This is a genomic window from Streptomyces sp. NBC_01381 (assembly GCF_026340305.1).
Classification (GTDB): domain Bacteria; phylum Actinomycetota; class Actinomycetes; order Streptomycetales; family Streptomycetaceae; genus Streptomyces.
Window position 1 is genome coordinate 127,168 of record NZ_JAPEPI010000004.1, and the last position, 19,644, is coordinate 146,811.

17 protein-coding genes and 1 pseudogene are annotated in these 19,644 nt (G+C 70.9%); 11 read left to right on the top strand and 7 right to left on the bottom strand.

What is annotated here, in order from left to right; all coding sequences use genetic code 11:
* Positions 1-63: 63 nt before the first annotated feature.
* Both OG453_RS41830 and OG453_RS41835 read right to left on the bottom strand, forming a co-directional pair.
* Positions 64-756: an alpha/beta fold hydrolase gene (locus OG453_RS41830; RefSeq protein WP_266874025.1), complete on the bottom strand. Its 693-nt coding sequence runs from the start codon at positions 754-756 to the stop codon at positions 64-66.
* 92 nt (positions 757-848) lie between these two features.
* Positions 849-3,317, bottom strand: a complete 2,469-nt coding sequence (locus OG453_RS41835) for a tetratricopeptide repeat protein (protein WP_266874026.1) — start codon at positions 3,315-3,317, stop codon at positions 849-851.
* A gap of 178 nt (positions 3,318-3,495) precedes the next feature.
* Here OG453_RS41835 and OG453_RS41840 point away from each other — a divergent pair, with 178 nt between their 5' ends.
* From OG453_RS41840 to OG453_RS41850, 3 genes are all read left to right on the top strand, one after another.
* The gene (locus OG453_RS41840; RefSeq protein ID WP_266874358.1) at positions 3,496-3,951 is read left to right on the top strand and encodes a carboxymuconolactone decarboxylase family protein; all 456 of its coding nucleotides are present in this window, start codon (positions 3,496-3,498) and stop codon (positions 3,949-3,951) included.
* Positions 3,952-4,098: 147 nt separating this feature from the next.
* The gene (locus tag OG453_RS41845) at positions 4,099-4,578 is read left to right on the top strand and encodes an iron chaperone (RefSeq protein ID WP_266874027.1); all 480 of its coding nucleotides are present in this window, start codon (positions 4,099-4,101) and stop codon (positions 4,576-4,578) included.
* Positions 4,579-4,603: 25 nt separating this feature from the next.
* Positions 4,604-5,071 (top strand): NUDIX hydrolase, encoded by a 468-nt coding sequence (locus tag OG453_RS41850; RefSeq protein WP_266874028.1) that lies wholly within the window; start codon positions 4,604-4,606, stop codon positions 5,069-5,071.
* A 4-nt stretch (positions 5,072-5,075) separates the two neighbouring features.
* Here the strand turns inward: OG453_RS41850 and OG453_RS41855 are convergent, their stop codons facing one another.
* On the bottom strand, positions 5,076-5,510 hold the full coding sequence (locus tag OG453_RS41855; RefSeq protein ID WP_266874029.1) for a MarR family winged helix-turn-helix transcriptional regulator: 435 nt from the start codon (positions 5,508-5,510) through the stop codon (positions 5,076-5,078).
* A 115-nt stretch (positions 5,511-5,625) separates the two neighbouring features.
* Between OG453_RS41855 and OG453_RS41860 the strand changes: the two genes are divergently transcribed.
* On the top strand, positions 5,626-6,753 hold the full coding sequence (locus OG453_RS41860) for an NADH:flavin oxidoreductase (protein WP_266874030.1): 1,128 nt from the start codon (positions 5,626-5,628) through the stop codon (positions 6,751-6,753).
* 69 nt (positions 6,754-6,822) lie between these two features.
* Here the strand turns inward: OG453_RS41860 and OG453_RS41865 are convergent, their stop codons facing one another.
* The gene (locus OG453_RS41865; RefSeq protein ID WP_266874031.1) at positions 6,823-8,286 is read right to left on the bottom strand and encodes an NCS2 family permease; all 1,464 of its coding nucleotides are present in this window, start codon (positions 8,284-8,286) and stop codon (positions 6,823-6,825) included.
* Between the two features lie 344 nt (positions 8,287-8,630).
* On the opposite strand from OG453_RS41865, the gene OG453_RS41870 reads away from it, so the two are divergent.
* Positions 8,631-9,326 (top strand): helix-turn-helix transcriptional regulator, encoded by a 696-nt coding sequence (locus OG453_RS41870; RefSeq protein ID WP_266874032.1) that lies wholly within the window; start codon positions 8,631-8,633, stop codon positions 9,324-9,326.
* A gap of 20 nt (positions 9,327-9,346) precedes the next feature.
* Here the strand turns inward: OG453_RS41870 and OG453_RS41875 are convergent, their stop codons facing one another.
* Complete coding sequence (locus OG453_RS41875) at positions 9,347-10,474, bottom strand: CapA family protein (protein WP_266874033.1); 1,128 nt, start codon at positions 10,472-10,474, stop codon at positions 9,347-9,349.
* A 39-nt stretch (positions 10,475-10,513) separates the two neighbouring features.
* A complete protein-coding gene (locus tag OG453_RS41880) occupies positions 10,514-11,260 on the bottom strand; it encodes a PP2C family serine/threonine-protein phosphatase (RefSeq protein WP_266874034.1) in 747 nt (248 codons plus the stop codon).
* 121 nt (positions 11,261-11,381) lie between these two features.
* Between OG453_RS41880 and OG453_RS41885 the strand changes: the two are divergent.
* Positions 11,382-12,653: pseudogene (locus OG453_RS41885) on the top strand (alpha/beta family hydrolase); the annotation flags it as partial.
* 69 nt (positions 12,654-12,722) lie between these two features.
* On the opposite strand, the gene OG453_RS41890 reads toward OG453_RS41885, so the two are convergent.
* Positions 12,723-13,136, bottom strand: coding sequence for a Fur family transcriptional regulator (locus OG453_RS41890; protein ID WP_266874359.1), 414 nt, complete (start codon positions 13,134-13,136; stop codon positions 12,723-12,725).
* A gap of 419 nt (positions 13,137-13,555) precedes the next feature.
* Here OG453_RS41890 and katG point away from each other — a divergent pair, with 419 nt between their 5' ends.
* From katG to OG453_RS41915, 5 genes are all read left to right on the top strand, one after another.
* Positions 13,556-15,787, top strand: coding sequence for a catalase/peroxidase HPI (gene katG, locus OG453_RS41895; protein WP_266874035.1), 2,232 nt, complete (start codon positions 13,556-13,558; stop codon positions 15,785-15,787).
* Positions 15,788-15,905: 118 nt separating this feature from the next.
* Positions 15,906-16,730: a thioesterase family protein gene (locus OG453_RS41900; RefSeq protein ID WP_266874036.1), complete on the top strand. Its 825-nt coding sequence runs from the start codon at positions 15,906-15,908 to the stop codon at positions 16,728-16,730.
* Positions 16,727-17,869 carry a sensor histidine kinase gene (locus OG453_RS41905; RefSeq protein ID WP_266874037.1) on the top strand — a complete coding sequence of 381 codons (1,143 nt, stop codon included), beginning with the start codon at positions 16,727-16,729 and terminating at the stop codon, positions 17,867-17,869. Before OG453_RS41900 ends, OG453_RS41905 begins: the two co-directional genes overlap by 4 nt.
* 102 nt (positions 17,870-17,971) lie before the next feature.
* Positions 17,972-18,862 (top strand): ABC transporter ATP-binding protein, encoded by an 891-nt coding sequence (locus OG453_RS41910; RefSeq protein ID WP_266874038.1) that lies wholly within the window; start codon positions 17,972-17,974, stop codon positions 18,860-18,862.
* Entirely contained in the window at positions 18,855-19,607 is a 753-nt protein-coding gene (locus OG453_RS41915) for an ABC transporter permease (protein ID WP_266874039.1), read from the top strand. Before OG453_RS41910 ends, OG453_RS41915 begins: the two co-directional genes overlap by 8 nt.
* Positions 19,608-19,644: the final 37 nt, after the last annotated feature.

Genomic DNA, 19,644 nt, shown 5'->3' on the forward strand with positions numbered 1-19,644 from the left:
CCCTTGCCCCATCCCGCACAGTACGCCCGGGGCGGCCGAGGGCAGGAGGGGCGTGCCTCAGCGTCAGTTGCCGGCTGCCTGCCTGATCAAGGCGGCCACCGCGGCGGGCTGCGAGAGATAGACGGCGTGGCTTGCGGCGACCTCGACGACCTGGGAGCCCGTCCGCTCGGACATCGCACGCTGCGCGGGCGGCGGGATCATACGGTCTTCGGTCGCCACGAGATACCAGCTCGGCTTCACCCGCCAGGCCGGCTCCACCACGGCTCCGGACAGCGCGTCGACTCCCCACGGAACCTGGGCGTCGGCCAGGAACGCCGCCTGCTCGGCAGGCAGGTCACCGGCGAAGGCATCCGCGAACTTCGCGCGGTCCAGGAACAGGAAGCCGTCCCTGGGCGGCAGGATGGGCGGGACGGCGGCACCCGGCGGAGGGTCGGCGATGAGTGTGCTCACCGACTCGCCCTTGTCCGGCGCGAACGCCGCGATGTACACCAGCGCCGCCACCTTCGGGTGGTTGCCCGCCTGGGAGATCACGGCGCCGCCGTAGGAATGACCGACCAGGACGACCGGCCCCTCCTGGGCGTCGAGGACCAGACGCACCGCGGCGACGTCCCCTTCGAGGGACAGTGTCGGGTTCTGGACGACGCTGACGTCGTACCCGTCCCGTGTGAGGCTGTCGTGCACCGCCTGCCAGCCTGATCCGTCCACGAAGCCTCCGTGGACGAGAACGACGTTCCTCGGTTCCGGACTCGCGCTCATGACATCTCCCTCGGTGTCTCGGGCCATTGCGGCCACGCGAAGCAAGCTAGGAGGGCGCGAGTGCGGTGGATTCCGTCAAGTGACGTAGTTCGTCAGGGGGTTGTCGTCTCCCGAGGGACCGGCACCGGCACCGGTACCGCCTGGGCGGCCGCGCGGTGCTCCGCGGCCGCCGCCGGATCCGTCTCGTCGAGCACGGTCGCGATGCCCTCGTGGGCCAGCGCTGCCTCGTGGCCGTAGCCAAGGACCGGGGCGAGCTCCAGCGCCTGCCGGTGCAGGCGCAGGGCCTCGTCCGGGAGGCCCGCGAGGCGGCAGGTCTCGGCGTAGCCGTTCAGGAAGCGGACCTTCCAGTGCTCCTCGAACAGCTCGTCAAGGAGCGCGAACGCTTCCCGGTGGCTGGCCAGCGCCTCCTCGTAGCGGCCCATCCGCCGCAGTGCCACACCCAGGCAGTTGAGGCACCACGCCTCGTTGTGCAGGTGCCCGTCCTCGCGTGCCAGCGCCAGCGCCTGACGCAGGTGCTCCGCCGCCTCGTCCGGCTCCTCGTGGGCGATGGCCACGCCGAGGGTGATCCGAGCCGTCAGCGCGGGCGGCCACGCGGGGTCGGTGTGGGGCATGCCGAGCACCTCCCTGGCCCGCTGTGCCGCCTCCTCGCGATGTCCCAGCTGCAGCATCGCCCAGGCCTCCGACGCGGCCGCCTGGGCCTCGCCCGCCGGGCAGCCGGCCTGCTCGTACAACTTCCCTGCCTGCTTGAAGAGTTCGAGCGGCTCCTCCACATGCCCTTCGTCCCACTTCAAATAGCCGCGCCGCATGGCCAGTTCGGCCTCCGACGCCGAGTCCCCTGCCTGGGAGAGCCGCGGCTGTGCCGCCTCGTACGCGGCGGCGGCCTCCGTCATCCGGCCCGCGTTGTAGCGCGCGAAGCCCAAGTCGCTGTGTGCGTCGGCCAGTTGGAGCGGATCTCCCAGGCGCTCGGCGGCGGCGAGTGACCGTTCGAAGAGCACGTTGAGATGCGTGGTGCCGCAGCGCCGCGCGAAGTACGCCCGCAGGAAGCGCGGCAGCTCGCAGACGTGTGCGTCGGCCCCGACGGCGGCGGCCGTCTCGAAGGCGGCCACCAAGTTCTCGTACTCCGCGACGAGCCAGGCGAACGCCGCGTTCTTGTCCGTGAAGCGCGGCAGCGCGGCCGGGGTTTGCCCCGCGGAGGCCGGTCGGCCGGGGGAGAGGAACGGCATCGCGGCGTCGGCGGCGGCCGCCGCGTGCACGTAGTAGTCGAGGAAGCGGCCAAGGGCCCGCTCCCGCTCGGCCGGTGAGTCCTGCTCCGCGCCGGCCCGCCGCGCGTGCTGGTGCACCAGGTCGTGCAGCCGGTAGCGGCCGGCCGTCGACTCCTGTACGAGGTGCGCGTCGACCAGGTCCTCGAGCATCGCCCGCGCGCTGTGCAGCGGCACGTCCGCGAGCGCCGCCGCCAGGTACGCGTCGAAGGAACCCCCGGGCAGCAGGCCGAGGAGACGGAACAGGCGGGCCTGGGAGCGGTCCAACTGCCGTACGGACATGGCGAACGCGGTGTCGAACTCGCTCGCGCCCTCGGCCATCCGCTCGACGAGGATGCCCACCGTCCAGCCCGGCCGGTGCCGCAGCCGGGCCGCGGCGAGGCGCAGGGCGAGCGGCAGATGACCGCACAGCCGCAGCACCTCGGCGGCGGCCTCCGGGTCGCGGCCGAGCCGTCCGTCGGGACCGCTCGGGTCGCCGCTGGCACGGGCGAGGAGCTCGGCGCTCTCCTGCGGGCTCAGCACGTCAAGGGAGACCGGGGGCACCTCGTCGAGGCCGATGAGCCGGTTGCGGCTGGTGATCAGGGCGACGGACGTACCGGCGCCGGGCAGCAGCGGGCGGACCTGGTCGGCATCGGCCGCGTTGTCGATGACCACGACGACCCGCCGGTCGGCCAGCTCGGAGCGCCAGCAGGCGGCGAGCTGTTCGACGCCCTCCCGCGGGACCTTCTCGGACGGGACGTCGAGCGCGCCGAGCAGCATCCGCAGCGCGGAGTCGGGATCGAGCGGCTCGCGGCCCTCGGTGAAGCCGTGCAGGTCCACATAGAGCTGGGCGTCCGGGAAGTCGGCGGCGAGCCGGTGCGCGGCGTGCATCGCCAGACAGGTCTTGCCGACACCGGCCATGCCGTCGATCGCGACGACCCGGTGGCTGTCCACCGCGGCGAGCACGGTGGCGAGTTGGGCCTCGCGGCCGGTGAAGTCGGGCACGTCGCGCGGCAGATCGTTGCGGGGCCTCGGCCGGCCCTGGCGGCTGGACTTCGGGGGAGCGGGGAGGGGGTTGGATGCCCGCTCCCACAGGGGGCGCAGGGGACGGGGGTCGCGCTTGACGAGCCGGCACAGCGCGATCACCGCGGGCCAGGGCGGGACGGTCTGGCCGCTGAGGTAGCGCGAAAGGGACGACGAGCTGAGGTCGGTGTCCCGTGCAAGGGCTCGTACGCCGAGCCCGGACAGTTCCTGGAGCAGCCGCAGCCGGGCGGCCAGCTCGTTCTGTGGGTCTGCCTTCGTCGCCCGCTGTGGACCATCCATCAAGTGCCCCCCCGTGTCCCGTTTCGGCAGGAACTTACCTGGCCAAGTCGCCGCAGCTCAAGGCTGTTTCACGTGTCCCACGGTGTCCCATCGCCGTGGCCGTGGCGAGCAGACCCGGCTGATATGGAGTCACGCCCCGAGGGAACGGGGCACCGACCGGAACGAGGAGCAGATCATGATGCAGTCCCGTATGAAGAACCCCGCCGTCGTCCTGCCCGACGCGATGCAGCCCATCCAGACGCTCTTCAAGGCCGTGCACTCCGCAGGGGTGGACGGACAGACCCTGGAGCTGGTGCACCTGCGGGTCAGCCAGATCAACGGCTGCAGCGCCTGCGTCGACGGCGGCGCGAAGACGGCCCGCAAGGCCGGGGTGAGCGACGAGCGCCTCGCCACGGTCGCCGCCTGGCGCGAGGCTCCCTACTTCACCGAGCCGGAGCGGGCCGCGCTCGCGCTTGCCGAGTCCGCGACGCGGCTCGCCGACCGTCCCGACGCGGTGAACGACGAGGTGTGGGACGCGGCCGCCACGCACTTCGACGAGCAGCAGCTGGCGGCGCTGGTCCTCATGATCGGCGTGACCAACCTCTTCAACCGGCTCAACGCCGCGACCCGCCAGATCGCCGGCGCGTGGGGCTGACGGCGACTGGCACATCCGCCCCGCCATCACCCCACCCACCAGCTCACCACCCGGCCGGTCCGTCGGGGGGAGCCGCCGCCACGGCGGCTCCTCCCGGGCCTGCCCCCGCACCCTCACCCAGCAGCCACGCACCGTAAGGAACCCGCCATGAAGTCCACCCAGAGCCCCGCCACCGGCACCACCGCGACCGCCGAGAAGTTCGACGGATTCACGGATGAGGAACGCGGCGCGATGAAGGCCCGCGCCCAGGAACTGAAGGCGTCGGCGCGCCGCGCATCACGCGCCGACAAGGCGGCGGAGGACGAAGCCGCCGTGCTCGCGAAGATCGCCGAGATGCAGGAGTCGGACCGGATCATGGCCGAACGCATCCACGCCGTGATCAGGACGGCCGTGCCGGACCTGGCACCGAAGCTCTGGTACGGGATGCCCGCCTACGCCAAGGACGGCAAGGTCGTCTGCTTCTTCCAGAGCGCGCAGAAGTTCAACGCGAGGTACGCGACGTTCGGCTTCAGCGACAGGGCGAACCTCGACGACGGCACCATGTGGCCGGCCTCCTTCGCACTGAAGCAGCTGACGGCCGAGGACGAGGCGAGGATCGGGGCGCTCGTGAAGAGGGCGGTGAGCTGAGGCGGGCCGGTGGTAGATGTGGGGGATGAGCTTCCGGCTGGCGGCGTACGCCGTGTGCATCGAGGACGGGCGGGTGCTGCTCGCCCACCACGTTCCACCGCAGGGCGAAACCAATTGGACGCTCCCGGGCGGAAGGGTCGAGCACGCGGAGGATCCGTTCGACGCCGTGATCCGGGAGGTCGCCGAGGAGACCGGCTGTGACGCGGTGGTCGAACGCCTGCTGGGCGTGGACTCAAGGGTGATCCCGGCGGCCGCCGCGCGTGCGGGAGTCGAGCACCAGAACGTCGGTATCTTCTACGAGGTCCGCATCACCGGCGGCCGACTCCGGCCCGAGCCCAACGGCGAAACCGCCGAGTCGGTGTGGACCCCGATCCCCGAGGTCGCTCTCCTGCGCCGGTCATCGCTGGTCGACATCGGCCTCGCCCTGGCGCAGACCACTCCGGTGACCGGCCACGTCGCTTCCGTCCCGGTCGGTGGCCTGATCCAGCACTGAGGGGTCAGATGGCGGGCTGCGCGAGGAAGACTCGCTCCAGCAGGGTGTGGAGGGTTTCGCGCTCCTGGGTGGTGAGGCGGTCCAGGCCCTCCTGCGTCGCCTGCATCTTGGCGCGGATCGCGTCCGTGGCGCGCTCGCCCTCCGTGGTGAGGACGACGTTCTTGACGCGTCGGTCGGAGGGGCTTGGCTCCCGGCGGACCAGGCCGCGCTTCTCCAGGCGGTCGATGATGCCGGTCATGTTCGACGCGTCGCAGGTGAGGGTGTCGGCCAGGGAGCGCATGGCCGCGGGGCCGCGGCGCAGGACGGTCAGTGCCTTGCCCTGGCTGGCCGTGAGGTTTTCGCTCGCCGCCGCGAGCGTGAAGTCGCCGTAGTAGGCGCCGAGCGACAGCGAGAGCAGCTCCATGAGCCGGGCCGTGTCGGTGCGGGGAGAGCCTGTCATGAGGGTCACTTTACCTCGTGAAACTTGACGATCTTAAATATCGGCGTTTACCGTCTAGACGTTGCTTGAGTTTATCAAGCATCTAAGTTGTCAAGTTTCCACGAGGAGCACCACCGTGACCGTCACTACGTCCTCGGCCTCCCGCGCGGCCGAGATCCTGTCCCGGCCCGTCGCGCTGAACGGCTTGACCGTCCCGAACCGGATCGCGATGGCGCCGATGACGCGCATGTTCTCCCCGGGCGGCGTTCCGGGCGAGGACGTGCGGTCCTACTACGCCCGTCGCGCCGCCGCGGGCGTGGGCCTGATCGTCACCGAGGGGACGTACGTCGGCCACGACTCGGCCGGACAGAGCGACCGTGTGCCGCGGTTCCACGGCGAGGAGCAGCTCGCGGGTTGGGCGAAGGTCGCCGATGACGTGCACGCGGCGGGCGGCACGATCGTCCCGCAGCTGTGGCACATCGGCATGGTGCGCAAGCAGGGCGAGGCGCCCTACCCCGACGCGCCCGCCGTCGGCCCCTCCGGCATCCGCGTCGACGGAACCGAGGGCACCGGCAAGGCGATGACCCGGAGCGACCTGGACGACGTCATCGGCGCCTTCGCCGAGGCCGCCGCGGACGCCGAGCGCATCGGCTTCGACGGCGTCGAGCTGCACGGCGCCCACGGCTATCTCCTCGACCAGTTCCTGTGGGAGGGGACGAACCGCCGTACCGATGCGTACGGCGGTGACGCCGTGGCCCGTACGAAGTTCGCGGCGGAGATCGTGGCGGCGGTCCGCGCGGCCGTCTCGCCCGAGTTCCCGGTGATCTTCCGCTACTCGCAGTGGAAGCAGGAGGCCTACGACGCGCGCCTCGCCGAGACCCCGGAAGAGCTGGAGGCGATCCTGGCCCCGCTCGCCGCGGCGGGCGTCGACGCCTTCCACGCCTCCACGCGCCGCTACTGGCTCCCGGAGTTCGAAGACTCGGACCTCAACCTGGCGGGCTGGACCAAGAAGCTCACCGGCAGGCCCACCATCACCGTCGGCTCGGTCGGCCTCGACGGTGACTTCATCCGTGCGTTCGCGGGCGAGGGCGCCGCGCTCGGCAGCATCGACAACCTCCTGGACCGCATGGAGCGCGACGAGTTCGACATGGTCGCCGTCGGCCGCGCCCTGCTCCAGGACCCGCAGTGGGCGGCGAAGGTCCTGGGGGACCGGACCGCGGAGCTGAAGCCGTACGACGCGGCGGCGCTGAAGACGCTGAGCTAGCGCCGCGAGTACGCCGGACCGGGTGAAACGTGCAGCGGGCCCAGGGGATCGACCCTGGGCCCGCTTTCGTCACTTGACGCCGAGCAACTGCTCGATCGGGTCGATGGCGAAGTAGACGGCGAACAGCACCGAGACACCCCACAGCAGCCAGTGCACCTCGCGGGCCCGGCCGAGCGCCGTCTTGATGATGACGTACGCGAGGAAGCCGGCGCCGATGCCGTTGGTGATGGAGTAGGTGAACGGCATGACGGCGATGGTCAGGAACGCCGGGATCGCGATGTCGTAGCGGTCCCAGTCGATGTGCTTGACCTGCGTCATCATCAGGAAGCCGACGGCGACGAGCGCGGGTGCCGCCGCCTGCATGGGCACGATGGTCAGCACCGGGGTGAGGAAGAGGGCGATGGCGAACAGGCCGCCGGTGAAAAGGTTGGCGAAGCCGGTGCGGGCGCCTTCGCCGACACCCGCCGCCGATTCGATGTACGTGGTCGCGGAGGAGGCCGACGCGGCACCGCCCGCCACCGCCGCCGCGCCGTCGATGAGCAGCACCCGGCCCAGACCCGGCACCTGGCCCTGCTCGTCGAGCAGGTCCGCCTCCGCCGTGACACCGACGACCGTGCCCATGGTGTCGAAGAAGTCGGACAGGATGAGCGTGAAGACGAGCAGCAGTACGGTGACGACGCTGACCTGACCGAAGGCGCCGAACACGTCGAACTTGCCGAGCAGCCCGAAGTCGGGGCTGTCCACGAGGGAGTCCGGCAGCTCGGGCGTGGTCAGGCCCCACGTCTTGATGTCCGCCGCCTTGTTCAGGACCAGGGCGAGGACGGTCGTCACGACGATGCTGATGAGGATCGCGCCCCTGACCTTGCGGGCGAGCAGCACGATCGTCAGCACGACCCCGAAGCAGAACACGAACATCGGCCAGCCGGTGAGGTTGCCCGTGCCGAGCTGCACCGGCACGGTCGTGTTCGCGGCATCCGGGATGCGGGTGACGAACCCGGCGTCGACGAAGCCGATGAACGCGATGAACAGGCCGATGCCGACGCTGATGGCCTGCTTGAGCGGCTGCGGGATGGCATGCATGACCGCCTCGCGCAGACCGGTCAGGACCAGCACGCAGATGATGATGCCTTCGAGGACGATCAGGCCCATCGCGTCGTCCCACGTCATCAACGGGGCGAGCTGGAAGGCGACGACCGCGTTGAGACCGAGTCCGGCCGCGAGCGCGAGCGGGAGGTTGCCGCCGATGCCCATGATGACCGTCATCACGGCGGCCACGAGCGCGGTGGCCGTGACCAGCTGGGCCGGGTCGAGCTCGGCGCCGGTCTTGTCCTTGGCGCCGCTCAGGATGATCGGGTTGAGCACCAGGATGTACGCCATCGTGAAGAACGTGGCGAATCCACCGCGTATCTCCCGGCCGTAGGTCGACCCGCGTTCACTGATGCGGAAGTAGCGGTCGAGCGGACCGCTGGGGACACGGGGTCCGCTGGGTGCCGGGTACGCGTCGTGCGGAGCGCCGGTCGCGCTGGGTTTCATCAACTCTCCAGGATGTGCGCATGACTTGGGAGCGCATGGAGCGTGCGCGGGTGAACGCATCCGGAATCAGGGGACTGTTGGATGAACATCCGACTCCGTCGTCGGCGGCGTGATGCGCGAACGCACATGCGAAGCGCTGTGGATCATACGGACGGATGGTCGGCGATGCGCGCTCGATTGCCCCGAAGTGGCAATGGTTGCAAGGACGTTATGGAGGTTCTGCGGCTACACCCCGCGCCCGCTGGATGTATGCACGAAAACTGCCCCTGGATCTATGCACTAAATGTGGGGTCTGTGGAACGCACAGTAGCCAAATCGATCATCTGTCTCTATTATCCCGGGCTGTGCCTGGTCCCCCCTCCCATGACCCGCCCCCGCCCTTCGACGCCGGTGCCGCGCGCCGCATCCGCGAGTCCCTCGGCATGGCCCCCGGCCATGTCGCGCACGGGATGCGCGCCTCGTTCGGCATGGGGCACATCACCCCCGACACGATCGCCGCGTGGGAACGCGGGATCGCCGCGCCCAACCCGGGCGAACTCGCCGCACTCGCCGCGGTGCTGTGGTGCGAGCCGACCCAACTCATCGGTACACCCCGTGCGTTGAGGGAGCATCGGCTGATCCGCGGCTATGCCGCCGTCGATGTCGCCCGTGCGGTCGGCATGGACACCGCCGAATACGATGCCGCCGAGCGCACGGGCGTATGGACGGGTGACGCGCGCCAGTCAGGAGCGCTGGCGTCCGTGCTCGGGCTCTCCGTACGCGACCGTCTCGCGGTCACGGGCGGGAACGGCCGCCTGGCCGAACTGCTCGGCGAGGCGGTCAGCACCCGCTGGCAGGCGCACTCCCGAGCCCTTGCGAAACTGACGGGTATCGACCGAAAGATGCTCGAAGCACCGCTGCGCTTGATGCACCAGGAGTACCAGAACCTGATGACCGCGACCTTGAGCCGGGGGATGGTCGGCAAGTCCGCGTCCGGCGAGCAGGGCCGGGCCTATCTGGAGCAGATCGTCGACCGCTTCTGGTCACTGTTGAACATGTGACGGCGGCCGAGCGCATCGAGCTACCCCCTCATCGCCGCCGACCGCATCTGACCCCCGGCCGCCCGCAAGGTGAGCTCCGAGTCGGTGGCCACGCAGGGACGGAACCCCGTGGCGATCCGGTCGAGGAGGGCGCGCAGCCACCCGGCGTCCTCCGATGAGGCGTGGCGCAGACACATGCGCCGGGACTGCAGCGGGACGATGCGCAGCTCGACGAGCCGGCCCGTGCCGGGTTCAAGTGAGGCCAGATAGAGGAGCCGCAGGTCGTCGCGGTACTCCTCGTACCCGGTGATGCCCTCGTAGTCATTGATGAAATCGCCGCAGCCGTACAGGACGAGCTTGCCCCGGTACGTCTCCAGGGGGCGAGGGTGGTGCGATGAGTGGCCGTGCACGACATCCGCTCCGGCGTCGATCAGGGCGTGCGCGAAGGCGACTTGGTCCCGGGGCACCCGGTACCCCCAGTTGGAGCCCCAGTGGACCGAGACCATCGCGATGTCGCCCGGACGCTTGGTCCGCCGTACGCGGTCGGCCACTTCGGCAGCGGCGGCGTCGGACGCGCCGGCCACGAAGCTCACCCCGCTGCGGTCTTCGGCCGCCGCCCAGCCGTACGGAACGCCGCTGGACGGCATGCCGAAGGCGAAGACCAGGAGCCGGTGGTTTCCGTCGAGCGGGACGATCGCCGGGCGGCTCGCCGCGTCTGCGTCCTGGCCCGCGCCGGCCGTCCGCAGCCGTGCGTCGGCCAGTGAGTCGAGCGTCTCCGTCAGCCCGCTGCGGCCGAAGTCAAGGACGTGATTGTTGGCCAGGACGCAGACGTCGGGCCGGGCGGCCGCCAGGCAGGGGACGTTGCCGGGATGCATCCGGTAGTGGATGCCCTTGCCCGGCGTGAACGAGCCTCCGCGCGTGACGCTGGTCTCCAGGTTGATGACACGGGCGTCGGGCGCGGCCGCCGCAAGGACCTCCAGCGCGTCTCCCCAGGGCCACGCGAAGTCGACCGGCCGCCGGATGGGCCCGTTCACCGCCTCCGCCAGGGCGACGTAACCGTTGGCGTCCCGCACATATCGCTCGCGCAGCTCCGGGTCGCCGGGGTGCGGCAGTATCTGGTCCACACCACGGCCGAGCATGACGTCGCCGCAGACGAACAGCGTGGTCATGCGGGCTCTCCCTGGGGTGTCGTGGGGTCGATGAGCCGATTAGTCGACGATGCCGATCAGCGCGAGGGTGATGTTGTCGGGGCCGCCGGCCTCGATGGCGGACTTCCACAGTCCGAAGGCCGCCCGCCCGCCGTCCTGGGCCCGCAGCACCTCGTCGATCGTTTCCTCGGGCACGGGGTCGGTCAGGCCGTCGGTGCACACCAAGTAGCGTCGCCCCGTGGTGAGGGGCGTCGTGCTGATGTGCGGAGTGATCGCGGTGAACCGCGGAGCGCCGCCGAGCGACTGCGTGACGATCGACGTGGTGCGCCGGCCGGGCTCCGGTGCCGGGCTGTCGTCGACGCTCATCCGGTGCAGCGCCGCATGGCCGCCGCTCACGTCGAGCACTCTGCTGTCACCGACGTTGAACACAAGCAGTTCCGTCGGGAGGACCACGACCCCCGCGACCGTCGTCCCCATGGTGATCAGCTCCGGGTCGCCGTCGGCCACCGCGTACACGGAGTGATTGCAGGCGTCCAGTGCGTCACGCACGGCTTGTTCGCTGTCCAGGGTGGGTCCGAGCGAAGCCAGGTGCCGGACGACGAGGCTGCTGGCGACCTCGCCGGCCGGCTGGCCGCCGATGCCGTCGGCGACCGCCACGACGAGCGGCGTACCGAGCGGGAACCCCAGCGTCTGCGGGTTCTCGGTCACGGTTCCGCACAGCGTCCATGGCCCGACGGCCAGACTGTCCTCGTTGTGATCGCGCATGAGCCCCGGGTGGCTCAGGGCGGTGACCGTTACGTACGGCATCTCCATCCCGCCTCTCCGCCAGGGCGGGCGCTTTCCGCACCTCCATTGTCGCGCCGTGTGCCGCCGCGGGCGCGGTCGGAGCGCGACAATGGAAGGTGCCGAACGAGATGGGGCGAACACTGTGCTGTTCAGCGACCGTGTGGATGCCGGGCGCCGCCTGGCCGGAGCGGTGCGGCACCTGCGGAAGGAAAGGCCGGTCGTCCTGGGCCTGCCCAGAGGCGGCCTACCGGTGGCCTTCGAGGTGGCGCGGGCGCTCGGCGCCCCGCTCGATGTGATCGTGGTCCGCAAGCTCGGCGTCCCCTACCAGCCGGAACTGGGCTTCGGGGCGATCGGCGAAGGCGGCGTACGCGTCATCAGTGAGGAGATCGTGCGCCACTGCGGCATCCGGCCCGCGGAGCGCGCCGCGGTCGAGCGCCGGGAGGAACAGGAGCTGCTGCGGCGGGCGCGGCGGTACCGCGACGGGCGGCCTCGGACGGCGGTCGAGGGCCGCACGGTGATCGTGGTGGACGACGGGATCGCGACCGGCGCCACGGCCGCTGCCGCCTGCCGGGTCGCACGGGCACAGGGCGCGGCCCGCGTGGTGCTCGCCGTGCCGACCGCTCCGGCGGACACGCTGGACCGGCTGCGCGAGGTGGCGGATGAAGTGGTGTGCCTGGCCGCGCCGGACCTGTTCGGCTCCGTGGGCCAGTGGTACCGGGACTTCTCGCAGACCACCGACGAGGAAGTGATCGCATACCTGGCGCAGGCCGCCCGGTCCCGACCCGTCGAGGCCGAGGTTGAGGTCGAGGTCGACGCGGGCGGTATCGGTCTTGTCGGAGACCTCGCTCTGCCGGAGGGCGCCCGCGCGGTGGTGATGTTCGCCCACGGCTCCGGCAGCAGCAGGCACAGCCCGCGCAACCGGTCGGTGGCGTCGGCCCTGCGCGCGGCGGGCCTCGGCACGCTCCTCTTCGACCTGCTGACTCCCGCCGAGGAGGGCGACCGGGCGAACGTCTTCGACATCGACACGCTGGCCGCGCGGCTGTCGGGGGCCACCCGCTGGCTGCGGCAGCGCGAGTCCTTGGCGATCGGCTACTTCGGAGCCAGCACGGGGGCCGCGGCGGCGCTGCGGGCAGCCGCTGACGATGCGGCCGATGACACGGCTGTCGGCGCCGTGGTCTCCCGGGGCGGCAGGCCCGATCTCGCCGCGCCCCGCCTCGGCGACGTACGCGCACCGACCCTGCTGATCGTCGGCGGGCACGACCCGATGGTGGTCGACCTCAACCGTGCCGCCCAGGCGGAACTGCGCTGCGAGAACCGGCTCGAGATCGTCCCGGGGGCCACGCACCTCTTCGAGGAACCCGGAGCCCTGGACCAGGTGGCCGACCTGGCCAGGGACTGGTTCATCGGACACCTGACAGCAAAGGACGGTCGGCCCGGTGTCGGCGGCCCCGGCGTGCCGGAACAGCCGCACGGGCACCGTGAGTTACCCGGCGCACTCCGGGCACAGCCCTCGATAGGTCACCTCGACATCGGACACCTGGAAGCCGAACCGTTCGGAGGGCGGCAGCGCCGTCAGCGGGTCGCCGTCGGGATGTACGTCCCGGATGGCGCCGCAGCCGGAGCAGATCAGGTGCTGGTGCGGATGGTGGGCGTTCGGGTCGTAACGCTTGGCGCGGCCGTCGGTGGCCACTTCGATCACTTCGCCGAGCGAGACGAGCTCACCGAGGGTGTTGTAGACGGTGGCGCGGGAGATCTCCGGCAGCCGGGCGGTGGCGCGCGCGAGCACCTCGTCCGCGGTGAAATGGACGTGTTCGCCGTCGAGCACCTCGGCGACCACCCGGCGCTGAGCGGTCATCCGCCAGCCACGTCCGCGGAGCCGTTCGAGCAGGTCGCTCATGTCCACCAGCCTAACTTTGCGTCGTTGAGCATCGTCCGACGAATGAATCCGTACGGCGCCCTGTCTGTCGTATTGACTTGGACTTGGTCCATCGTAGGATCGGATCCGGCCGACAGCCAAGGGACAGGGCAACAGCAGGGAAAAGCGCGTGACTTCAGCAGACGGGTCCGCTCGACGCGGCATCCGGCGCACCGCTCGCCGACCATCGGTACGGCGAGCAGGCGGGAGTCCTCGGCCTGGAGCCGTTCGAGGACCAGATCCTGCTGGAGAAACCTGCCCCCGTCGACCCCGAGCGCATCGTCCGTGTGCGCGCCGGTGCCCGGTCGGTGACCACCCCGCCTTCGGCGGCCCGTGCCCCGACCTATGTACCACTCCGCAGTTCTTGAGCTTTGTGATCCGCCCCGTCCGGAAGGATTCCCATGACTGAGAACCATGACGCGATCGTCACCGACCCGAAGCCGGAGGAGACAGGCGGCTGCCCGGTCGCGCACGGACGCGCACCGCACCCGACCCAGGGCGGCGGAAACCGCCAGTGGTGGCCGGACCGGCTCAACCTGAAGATCCTCGCCAAGAACCCCGCAGTGGCGAACCCGCTGGGCGAGGAGTTCGACTACGCCGAGGCCTTCAAGACCCTCGACCTGCCCGCGGTGAAACGCGACATCGCCGAGGTGCTCACCACCTCGCAGGACTGGTGGCCCGCCGACTTCGGCAACTACGGCCCGCTGATGATCCGGATGGCCTGGCACAGCGCGGGCACCTACCGCATCAGCGACGGCCGCGGCGGCGCCGGGGCCGGCCAGCAGCGCTTCGCCCCGCTCAACAGCTGGCCGGACAACGCGAGCCTCGACAAGGCCCGCCGTCTGCTGTGGCCGGTCAAGAAGAAGTACGGCCAGAGCCTCTCCTGGGCCGACCTCATGATCCTCACCGGCAATGTGGCCCTGGAGGGGATGGGCTTCAAGACCTTCGGCTTCGGCGGCGGCCGCCCCGACGTCTGGGAGCCCGACGAGGACGTCTACTGGGGTCCCGAGACCACCTGGCTCGACGACGAGCGCTACACCGGCGACCGGGAGCTCGAGGACCCGCTCGGCGCTGTCCAGATGGGCCTCATCTACGTCAACCCCGAGGGCCCCAACGGCAACCCGGACCCGATCGCCGCGGCCCGCGACATCCGTGAGACGTTCCGCCGGATGGCGATGAACGACGAGGAGACGGTGGCCCTGATCGCGGGCGGCCACACCTTCGGCAAGACCCACGGCGCGGGTGACGCGGACAAGGTCGGTCCCGACCCCGAGGCCGCCCCGATGGAGCAGCAGGGCATCGGCTGGAAGAGCACGAACGGCACCGGTGTGGGCGCCGACGCGATCACCAGCGGTCTCGAGGGCATCTGGACGAACACCCCGGTCACCTGGGACAACAGCTTCTTCGAGATCCTCTTCGGCTACGAGTGGGAGCTGTTCAAGAGCCCGGCCGGCGCGTACCAGTACCGTCCGAAGGACGGCGCAGGGGCGGGCACCGTCCCCGACGCCTTCGACGCGTCGAAGACCCACGCGCCGACGATGCTCACGACCGACCTCTCGCTCCGGTTCGACCCGGCCTACGAGCAGATCTCGCGGCGCTTCAAGGACAACCCCGAGGAGTTCGCGGACGCCTTCGCCCGCGCCTGGTTCAAGCTGACCCACCGCGACATGGGCCCGATCGTGCGCTACCTCGGCCCGGAGGTCCCGGCGGAGCAGCTGGTGTGGCAGGACCCGCTGCCCGCGGTCACGCACGAGCTCGTCGACGCGGCGGACATCGCCGCCCTCAAGAGCCAGGTCCTCGCATCGGACCTGACGGTTTCCCAGCTGGTGTCCACCGCGTGGGCGTCGGCCTCGTCCTTCCGCGGCAGCGACAAGCGCGGCGGTGCCAACGGCGCCCGCATCCGCCTGGAGCCGCAGAGCGGCTGGGAGGTCAACCAGCCCGACGAGCTGGCGACCGTGCTGCGCACCCTGGAAGGGATCAGGGGCTCCTTCAACTCGGCCCAGAGCGGCGGCAAGCAGATCTCGCTCGCCGACCTGATCGTGCTGGCCGGCGCCGCCGGTGTCGAGCAGGCCGCCAAGGACGGCGGCGTCGAGATCGAGGTCCCGTTCACGCCGGGCCGCGCCGACGCGTCGCAGGAGCAGACGGACGTGGAGTCGTTCTCCGCGCTCGAGCCGCGCGCCGACGGGTTCCGCAACTACATCGGCAAGGGCAACCGCCTCGGCGCCGAGTACCTGCTGCTCGACAGGGCGAACCTGCTGACCCTCAGCGCCCCCGAGCTGACGGTCCTCGTCGGTGGTCTGCGCGTCCTCGGCGCCAACCACCAGCAGTCGAAGCACGGCGTCCTCACCACCAACCCCGGGACGCTGACCAACGACTTCTTCGTCAACCTGCTCGACCTGGGCACGGAGTGGAAGTCGACGTCCGAGGCCCAGGACACGTTCGAGGGCCGCGACGCCGCCACGGGCGCGGTCAAGTGGACCGGCACCCGTGCCGACCTCGTCTTCGGCTCGAACTCCGAGCTGCGTGCGGTCGCGGAGGTCTACGCGAGCGATGACGCGAAGGGGAAGTTCGTGCAGGACTTCGTCAAGGCGTGGGACAAGGTCATGAACCTGGACCGGTTCGACCTGGCCTGAGGCGTAGAGGACGACGGCGTCCGGTCCGGCCCCCGTGGGCCGGACCGGACGCCGTTCTGCGTGCAGGCGGTGACAGGAGGCGCCGTACGATCACCGAAGGCACGACAGAGGAGGCCCGTTGAACACCGGCGCACCGGTTCCGGACAGCTACTACGAGCGGATAGACGAGCACCGCTACAAGCCCACCGTCCACGCGAGCGGCGCCTGGGACCCCGACGAGCTGCACTTCAGTCCGCTCGGCGGCCTCGTCGTCCACGCCATCGAACGCCATCTGGCCGACAGGACCACCGGCAAGGCCGCGGACACCGGCCTGGTCATCGGCCGGATCAGCTTCGACATCCTGGGGCGCCTCGCGCTCGACGAGTGCGAGATCCAGGTGGAGACCGTCCGCCCCGGCCGCACCATCGAGCTGATCGAGGCCACCGTGCTGGTCGCGGGACGAGCGGTGGTCCGCGCCCGCGCCTGGCTCCTCGCCGCGCTCGACACGAGCTTTGTTGCGGGCGGCGCCCCGGCCCCGCTCACCCCGCCCGACGAGGTCGCCCCGTGGGAGATGGCAGCCCTCTGGCCCGGCGGTTACATCGCCTCCATCGACGTACGTCCGCTGTCCCCGCCGCAGCCGGGACGTACAACCGCCTGGATCTCCACGGCACTTGACCTCGTCGCGGGCGAGAGCGCAAGTCCGCTCGCGTCGTACGTGGGCCTCGTCGACACCGCCAACGGCATCGCCGTACGCCAGCCGCCGACCGCCTGGATGTACCCGAACGTCGACCTGACCCTGCACCTGTACCGGCAGCCCGAAGGCCCCTGGACGGGCCTCGACACGACGGTCGTCTTCGGAGGCTCGGGGCACGGCGTCACCAGCACGGTCCTGCACGACGCCACCGGACCTGTCGGATACGCGCACCAGATGCTGACCGTCAGGCCACAGCCGACCGCGCAGTGAACGTGCGGGATGTCCGGCAGCGGCGCCTGATCCTGCTCGATGCGCCGGCGGCACTCGGTCTCGCGCTGCTGCCTCAACTGGCCCCACTGCGGGACACTTTGAGCGGCGAGGCGAGCGACGCAGCCGTGTTGGTCCTTTCCCTGAGCGCCGCGCTGCCGGTCGCCGTCCGTCGGCTGTGGCCCGTGCCGGTCTTCGCGTTCGTGCTCGTCGCCGCCTGCGCGGCGCTGCCGTTCGGACTCGGGCCGACCTCGTTCCTCGCCGCCGCGTACGCGCTGTATTCGGTGGCGGTGGAGTGGCGGCGGAAGGCGGGGCCGTCCGCGGTCTTCATCGGCGGGGCGTGCGCGACCGGAGCCGCCCTGCTGACGCTGACCGGAGGCCGGGACTACGACGGCGGGACCCGCGTGGTGCAGGCCGTGTTCGGGCTGCTGGTCCTCGGCGCGACCTGGGCGGCGGGGTCGTCCGTCAGGGAACGCCGGGAGAGCGTACGGCGCGTCATCGAGGAGACGGCCGAGCGGGCGAAGGTCGAGGAGCGGCTGCGCATCGCCCGTGACCTCCACGACGTCGTCACGCACAGCGTGGGCCTCATCGCGGTCAAGGCCGGGATCGCCAACCACGTGGTCGACAGCCACCCGGAGGAGGCGCGGGAAGCCCTGACGGTGATCGAGGACGTCGGCCGCACGGCACTGCGCGACCTGCGGGCCACGCTCAAGGTGCTGCGGCGCGACGGGGAGGCCGACGAGGACCTCGGTCCTGCGCCGGGGCTCGCCGATCTGCCGCGGCTGGTGCGGGCCGCCGAGGCGGCGGGAGTCCGTGTCGAGCTGGACTCCCGCTGCGACGAGGGGCCTCCGGACGGCGTCGCGACGGCCGCGTACCGGATCGTGCAGGAAGCCCTGACCAACGTCGTGAAGCATGCGGCGCCGACCAGCTGCCGGATCCAACTCAGGGCAGAGGGTGGTGTGTTGACGGTTGATGTCTACGACGATGGGCCCGCCGCGGGTGCCGCGCACCGCCCCGCTGCCCCCGGCGGCGGCCTCGGCCTGGTCGGGATGCGGGAGCGGGTCACCGCACACGGCGGCACCCTCACCGCCGGGCCGCGGGCGGGCGGCGGCTTCCGGGTGACGGCGGCACTGCCGTACTGATCCGGACTCATTCGCAGGTATGGGTTCGGTACACCCGGGGCGTCCCGCCCATCCCGACCCGGGGCCGATGCATGGGCCACCGTTCGTGGCGAGACTTGCCGTGTGATCGACGTCCAGAACTTGACCAAGCGGTACGGGGAGCACACCGTCGTCGGCGGTCTCACCTTCACGGTGCGACCGGGTGCCGTCACGGGGTTCCTCGGGCCCAACGGGGCCGGTAAGTCCACCACGATGCGGATGATGCTCGGCCTGACGCACCCGGACGGCGGGTCCGCGCGGATCGGCGGGCGCGACTACCGCGAACTGCGCCACCCGGCCCGGCACGTCGGCGCCCTCCTCGACGCGTCGGCCCCGCACCGCAGCCTCACGGCCGTCGACCATCTGCGGTGGCTGGCGCAGAGCAACCGGATCCCACGGCAACGGGTCGGCGAGGTACTGGAGTTGGTCGGTCTGACGCACGCGGCCCGGCAGCGGACCGGAGCCTTCTCCCTCGGCATGGGACGACGGCTCGGCCTGGCCGCCGCCCTGCTCGGCGACCCGCCCGTCCTGGTGCTCGACGAGTCGTCCAACGGCCTGGACGCGGAAGGCATCCGCCGGCTGCGTGAACTGCTGCGCACGCGGGCCGCCGAGGGCGGCACCGTCTTCGTATCCAGTCATCTGATGACCGAGATGTCCCTGGTCGCCGACCATGTGATCGTCATCGACCGAGGTCAACTCCTCGCGGACACCGGCATGGTGGACTTCATCCGGACCCATGCGCGGTCATACGTACGCGTGCGGACCTCTGAACCCACCCTGCTGGCACGTGAGTTGGAACGCAGGGGAGCCGTGCCCGTTCTCGCGGCGGACGGCAGTCTGGAGGTCGGCGGTCTTTCCGCGGGCGACATCAGCCGCCTCGCCGCGGCGTGCGGTGTCGCGCTCGACGAACTGAGCACCCGTACCGGCTCCCTGGAGGACATCTTCCTCTCGCTCGTCGGGGGCAGCCGTGGCTGAGACGCTCGCAGCCGTCCGGGCTGAGTTCACCAAAGTGCGCGGTGTCCGCGGCACGTTCCTCGCGCTGCTGCTCTTCATCCCGCTGAGTCTCCTCATCGCCGCCTTGGACGGCTGGTCGGCGAGGTCGGCGTTGGAATCCGACCGCGGCATGCTGCGCGACGGCTTCACCGCCGAGCAGGCCGGCCTCGACGGAATCCTCTACGGGCAGCTCGCGCTGATCGTGTTCGGTGTGCTCGTCGTCAGCAGCGAGTACGGGTCGGGGATGATGCGGGTCTCGCTGCTCGCCGTGCCCCGGCGCGGCAGGCTGTACGCGGCGAAAATGGCCGTCACGGCAACGGCCGCCCTGCTCGTCGCGATCCCGGTCACCGTCGCCGGCTACCTGGTCACTCAGCTCGCCCTGGGATCCCACGGTGCCTCGATCGGGGCGGAGGGCGTGCCCCGGGCGCTGGCCGGGGCGGTGCTGTATCTGACGCTGATGAGCCTGTTCGCCGCGGGCGCGGCCGCGGCGGCCCGCAGCGCCGTCGTCCCGCTGGCGATCCTGCTGCCGATGGTGCTCGCGGGGTCCCAGATCCTCTCCGTCATCGGGGCCACGAAGGAGGTGGCGCGGTACTTCCCCGACCGGGCCGGCGCGCGGATGCTGACCGTCGACGCGGGCGACGCGTACACCGGGGGCGCGGTGCTGCTCGTCTGGACGGTGACGGCGCTCGTTCTGGGCTGTGTGAGGCACCGCCGATGGGATGCCTGACGAGAGACCGCACTGTTAAAGTCGCCGCATCCAAAGG

What these genes read in the sequence shown, in the direction of transcription:
- OG453_RS41875 (WP_266874033.1), bottom strand. Translation starts at nt 10,474, where the DNA reads ATGACCACGCTGTTCGTCTGCGGCGACGTCATGCTCGGCCGTGGTGTG.
- OG453_RS41840 (WP_266874358.1), top strand. Translation starts at nt 3,496, where the DNA reads ATGCAGTCCCGTATGAAGAACCCCGCCGTCGTCCTGCCCGACGCGATG.
- katG (WP_266874035.1), top strand. Translation starts at nt 13,556, where the DNA reads ATGACTGAGAACCATGACGCGATCGTCACCGACCCGAAGCCGGAGGAG.
- OG453_RS41830 (WP_266874025.1), bottom strand. Translation starts at nt 756, where the DNA reads ATGAGCGCGAGTCCGGAACCGAGGAACGTCGTTCTCGTCCACGGAGGC.
- OG453_RS41850 (WP_266874028.1), top strand. Translation starts at nt 4,604, where the DNA reads ATGAGCTTCCGGCTGGCGGCGTACGCCGTGTGCATCGAGGACGGGCGG.
- OG453_RS41880 (WP_266874034.1), bottom strand. Translation starts at nt 11,260, where the DNA reads ATGCCGTACGTAACGGTCACCGCCCTGAGCCACCCGGGGCTCATGCGC.
- OG453_RS41855 (WP_266874029.1), bottom strand. Translation starts at nt 5,510, where the DNA reads ATGACAGGCTCTCCCCGCACCGACACGGCCCGGCTCATGGAGCTGCTC.
- OG453_RS41865 (WP_266874031.1), bottom strand. Translation starts at nt 8,286, where the DNA reads ATGAAACCCAGCGCGACCGGCGCTCCGCACGACGCGTACCCGGCACCC.
- OG453_RS41890 (WP_266874359.1), bottom strand. Translation starts at nt 13,136, where the DNA reads ATGAGCGACCTGCTCGAACGGCTCCGCGGACGTGGCTGGCGGATGACC.
- OG453_RS41845 (WP_266874027.1), top strand. Translation starts at nt 4,099, where the DNA reads ATGAAGTCCACCCAGAGCCCCGCCACCGGCACCACCGCGACCGCCGAG.
- OG453_RS41835 (WP_266874026.1), bottom strand. Translation starts at nt 3,317, where the DNA reads ATGGATGGTCCACAGCGGGCGACGAAGGCAGACCCACAGAACGAGCTG.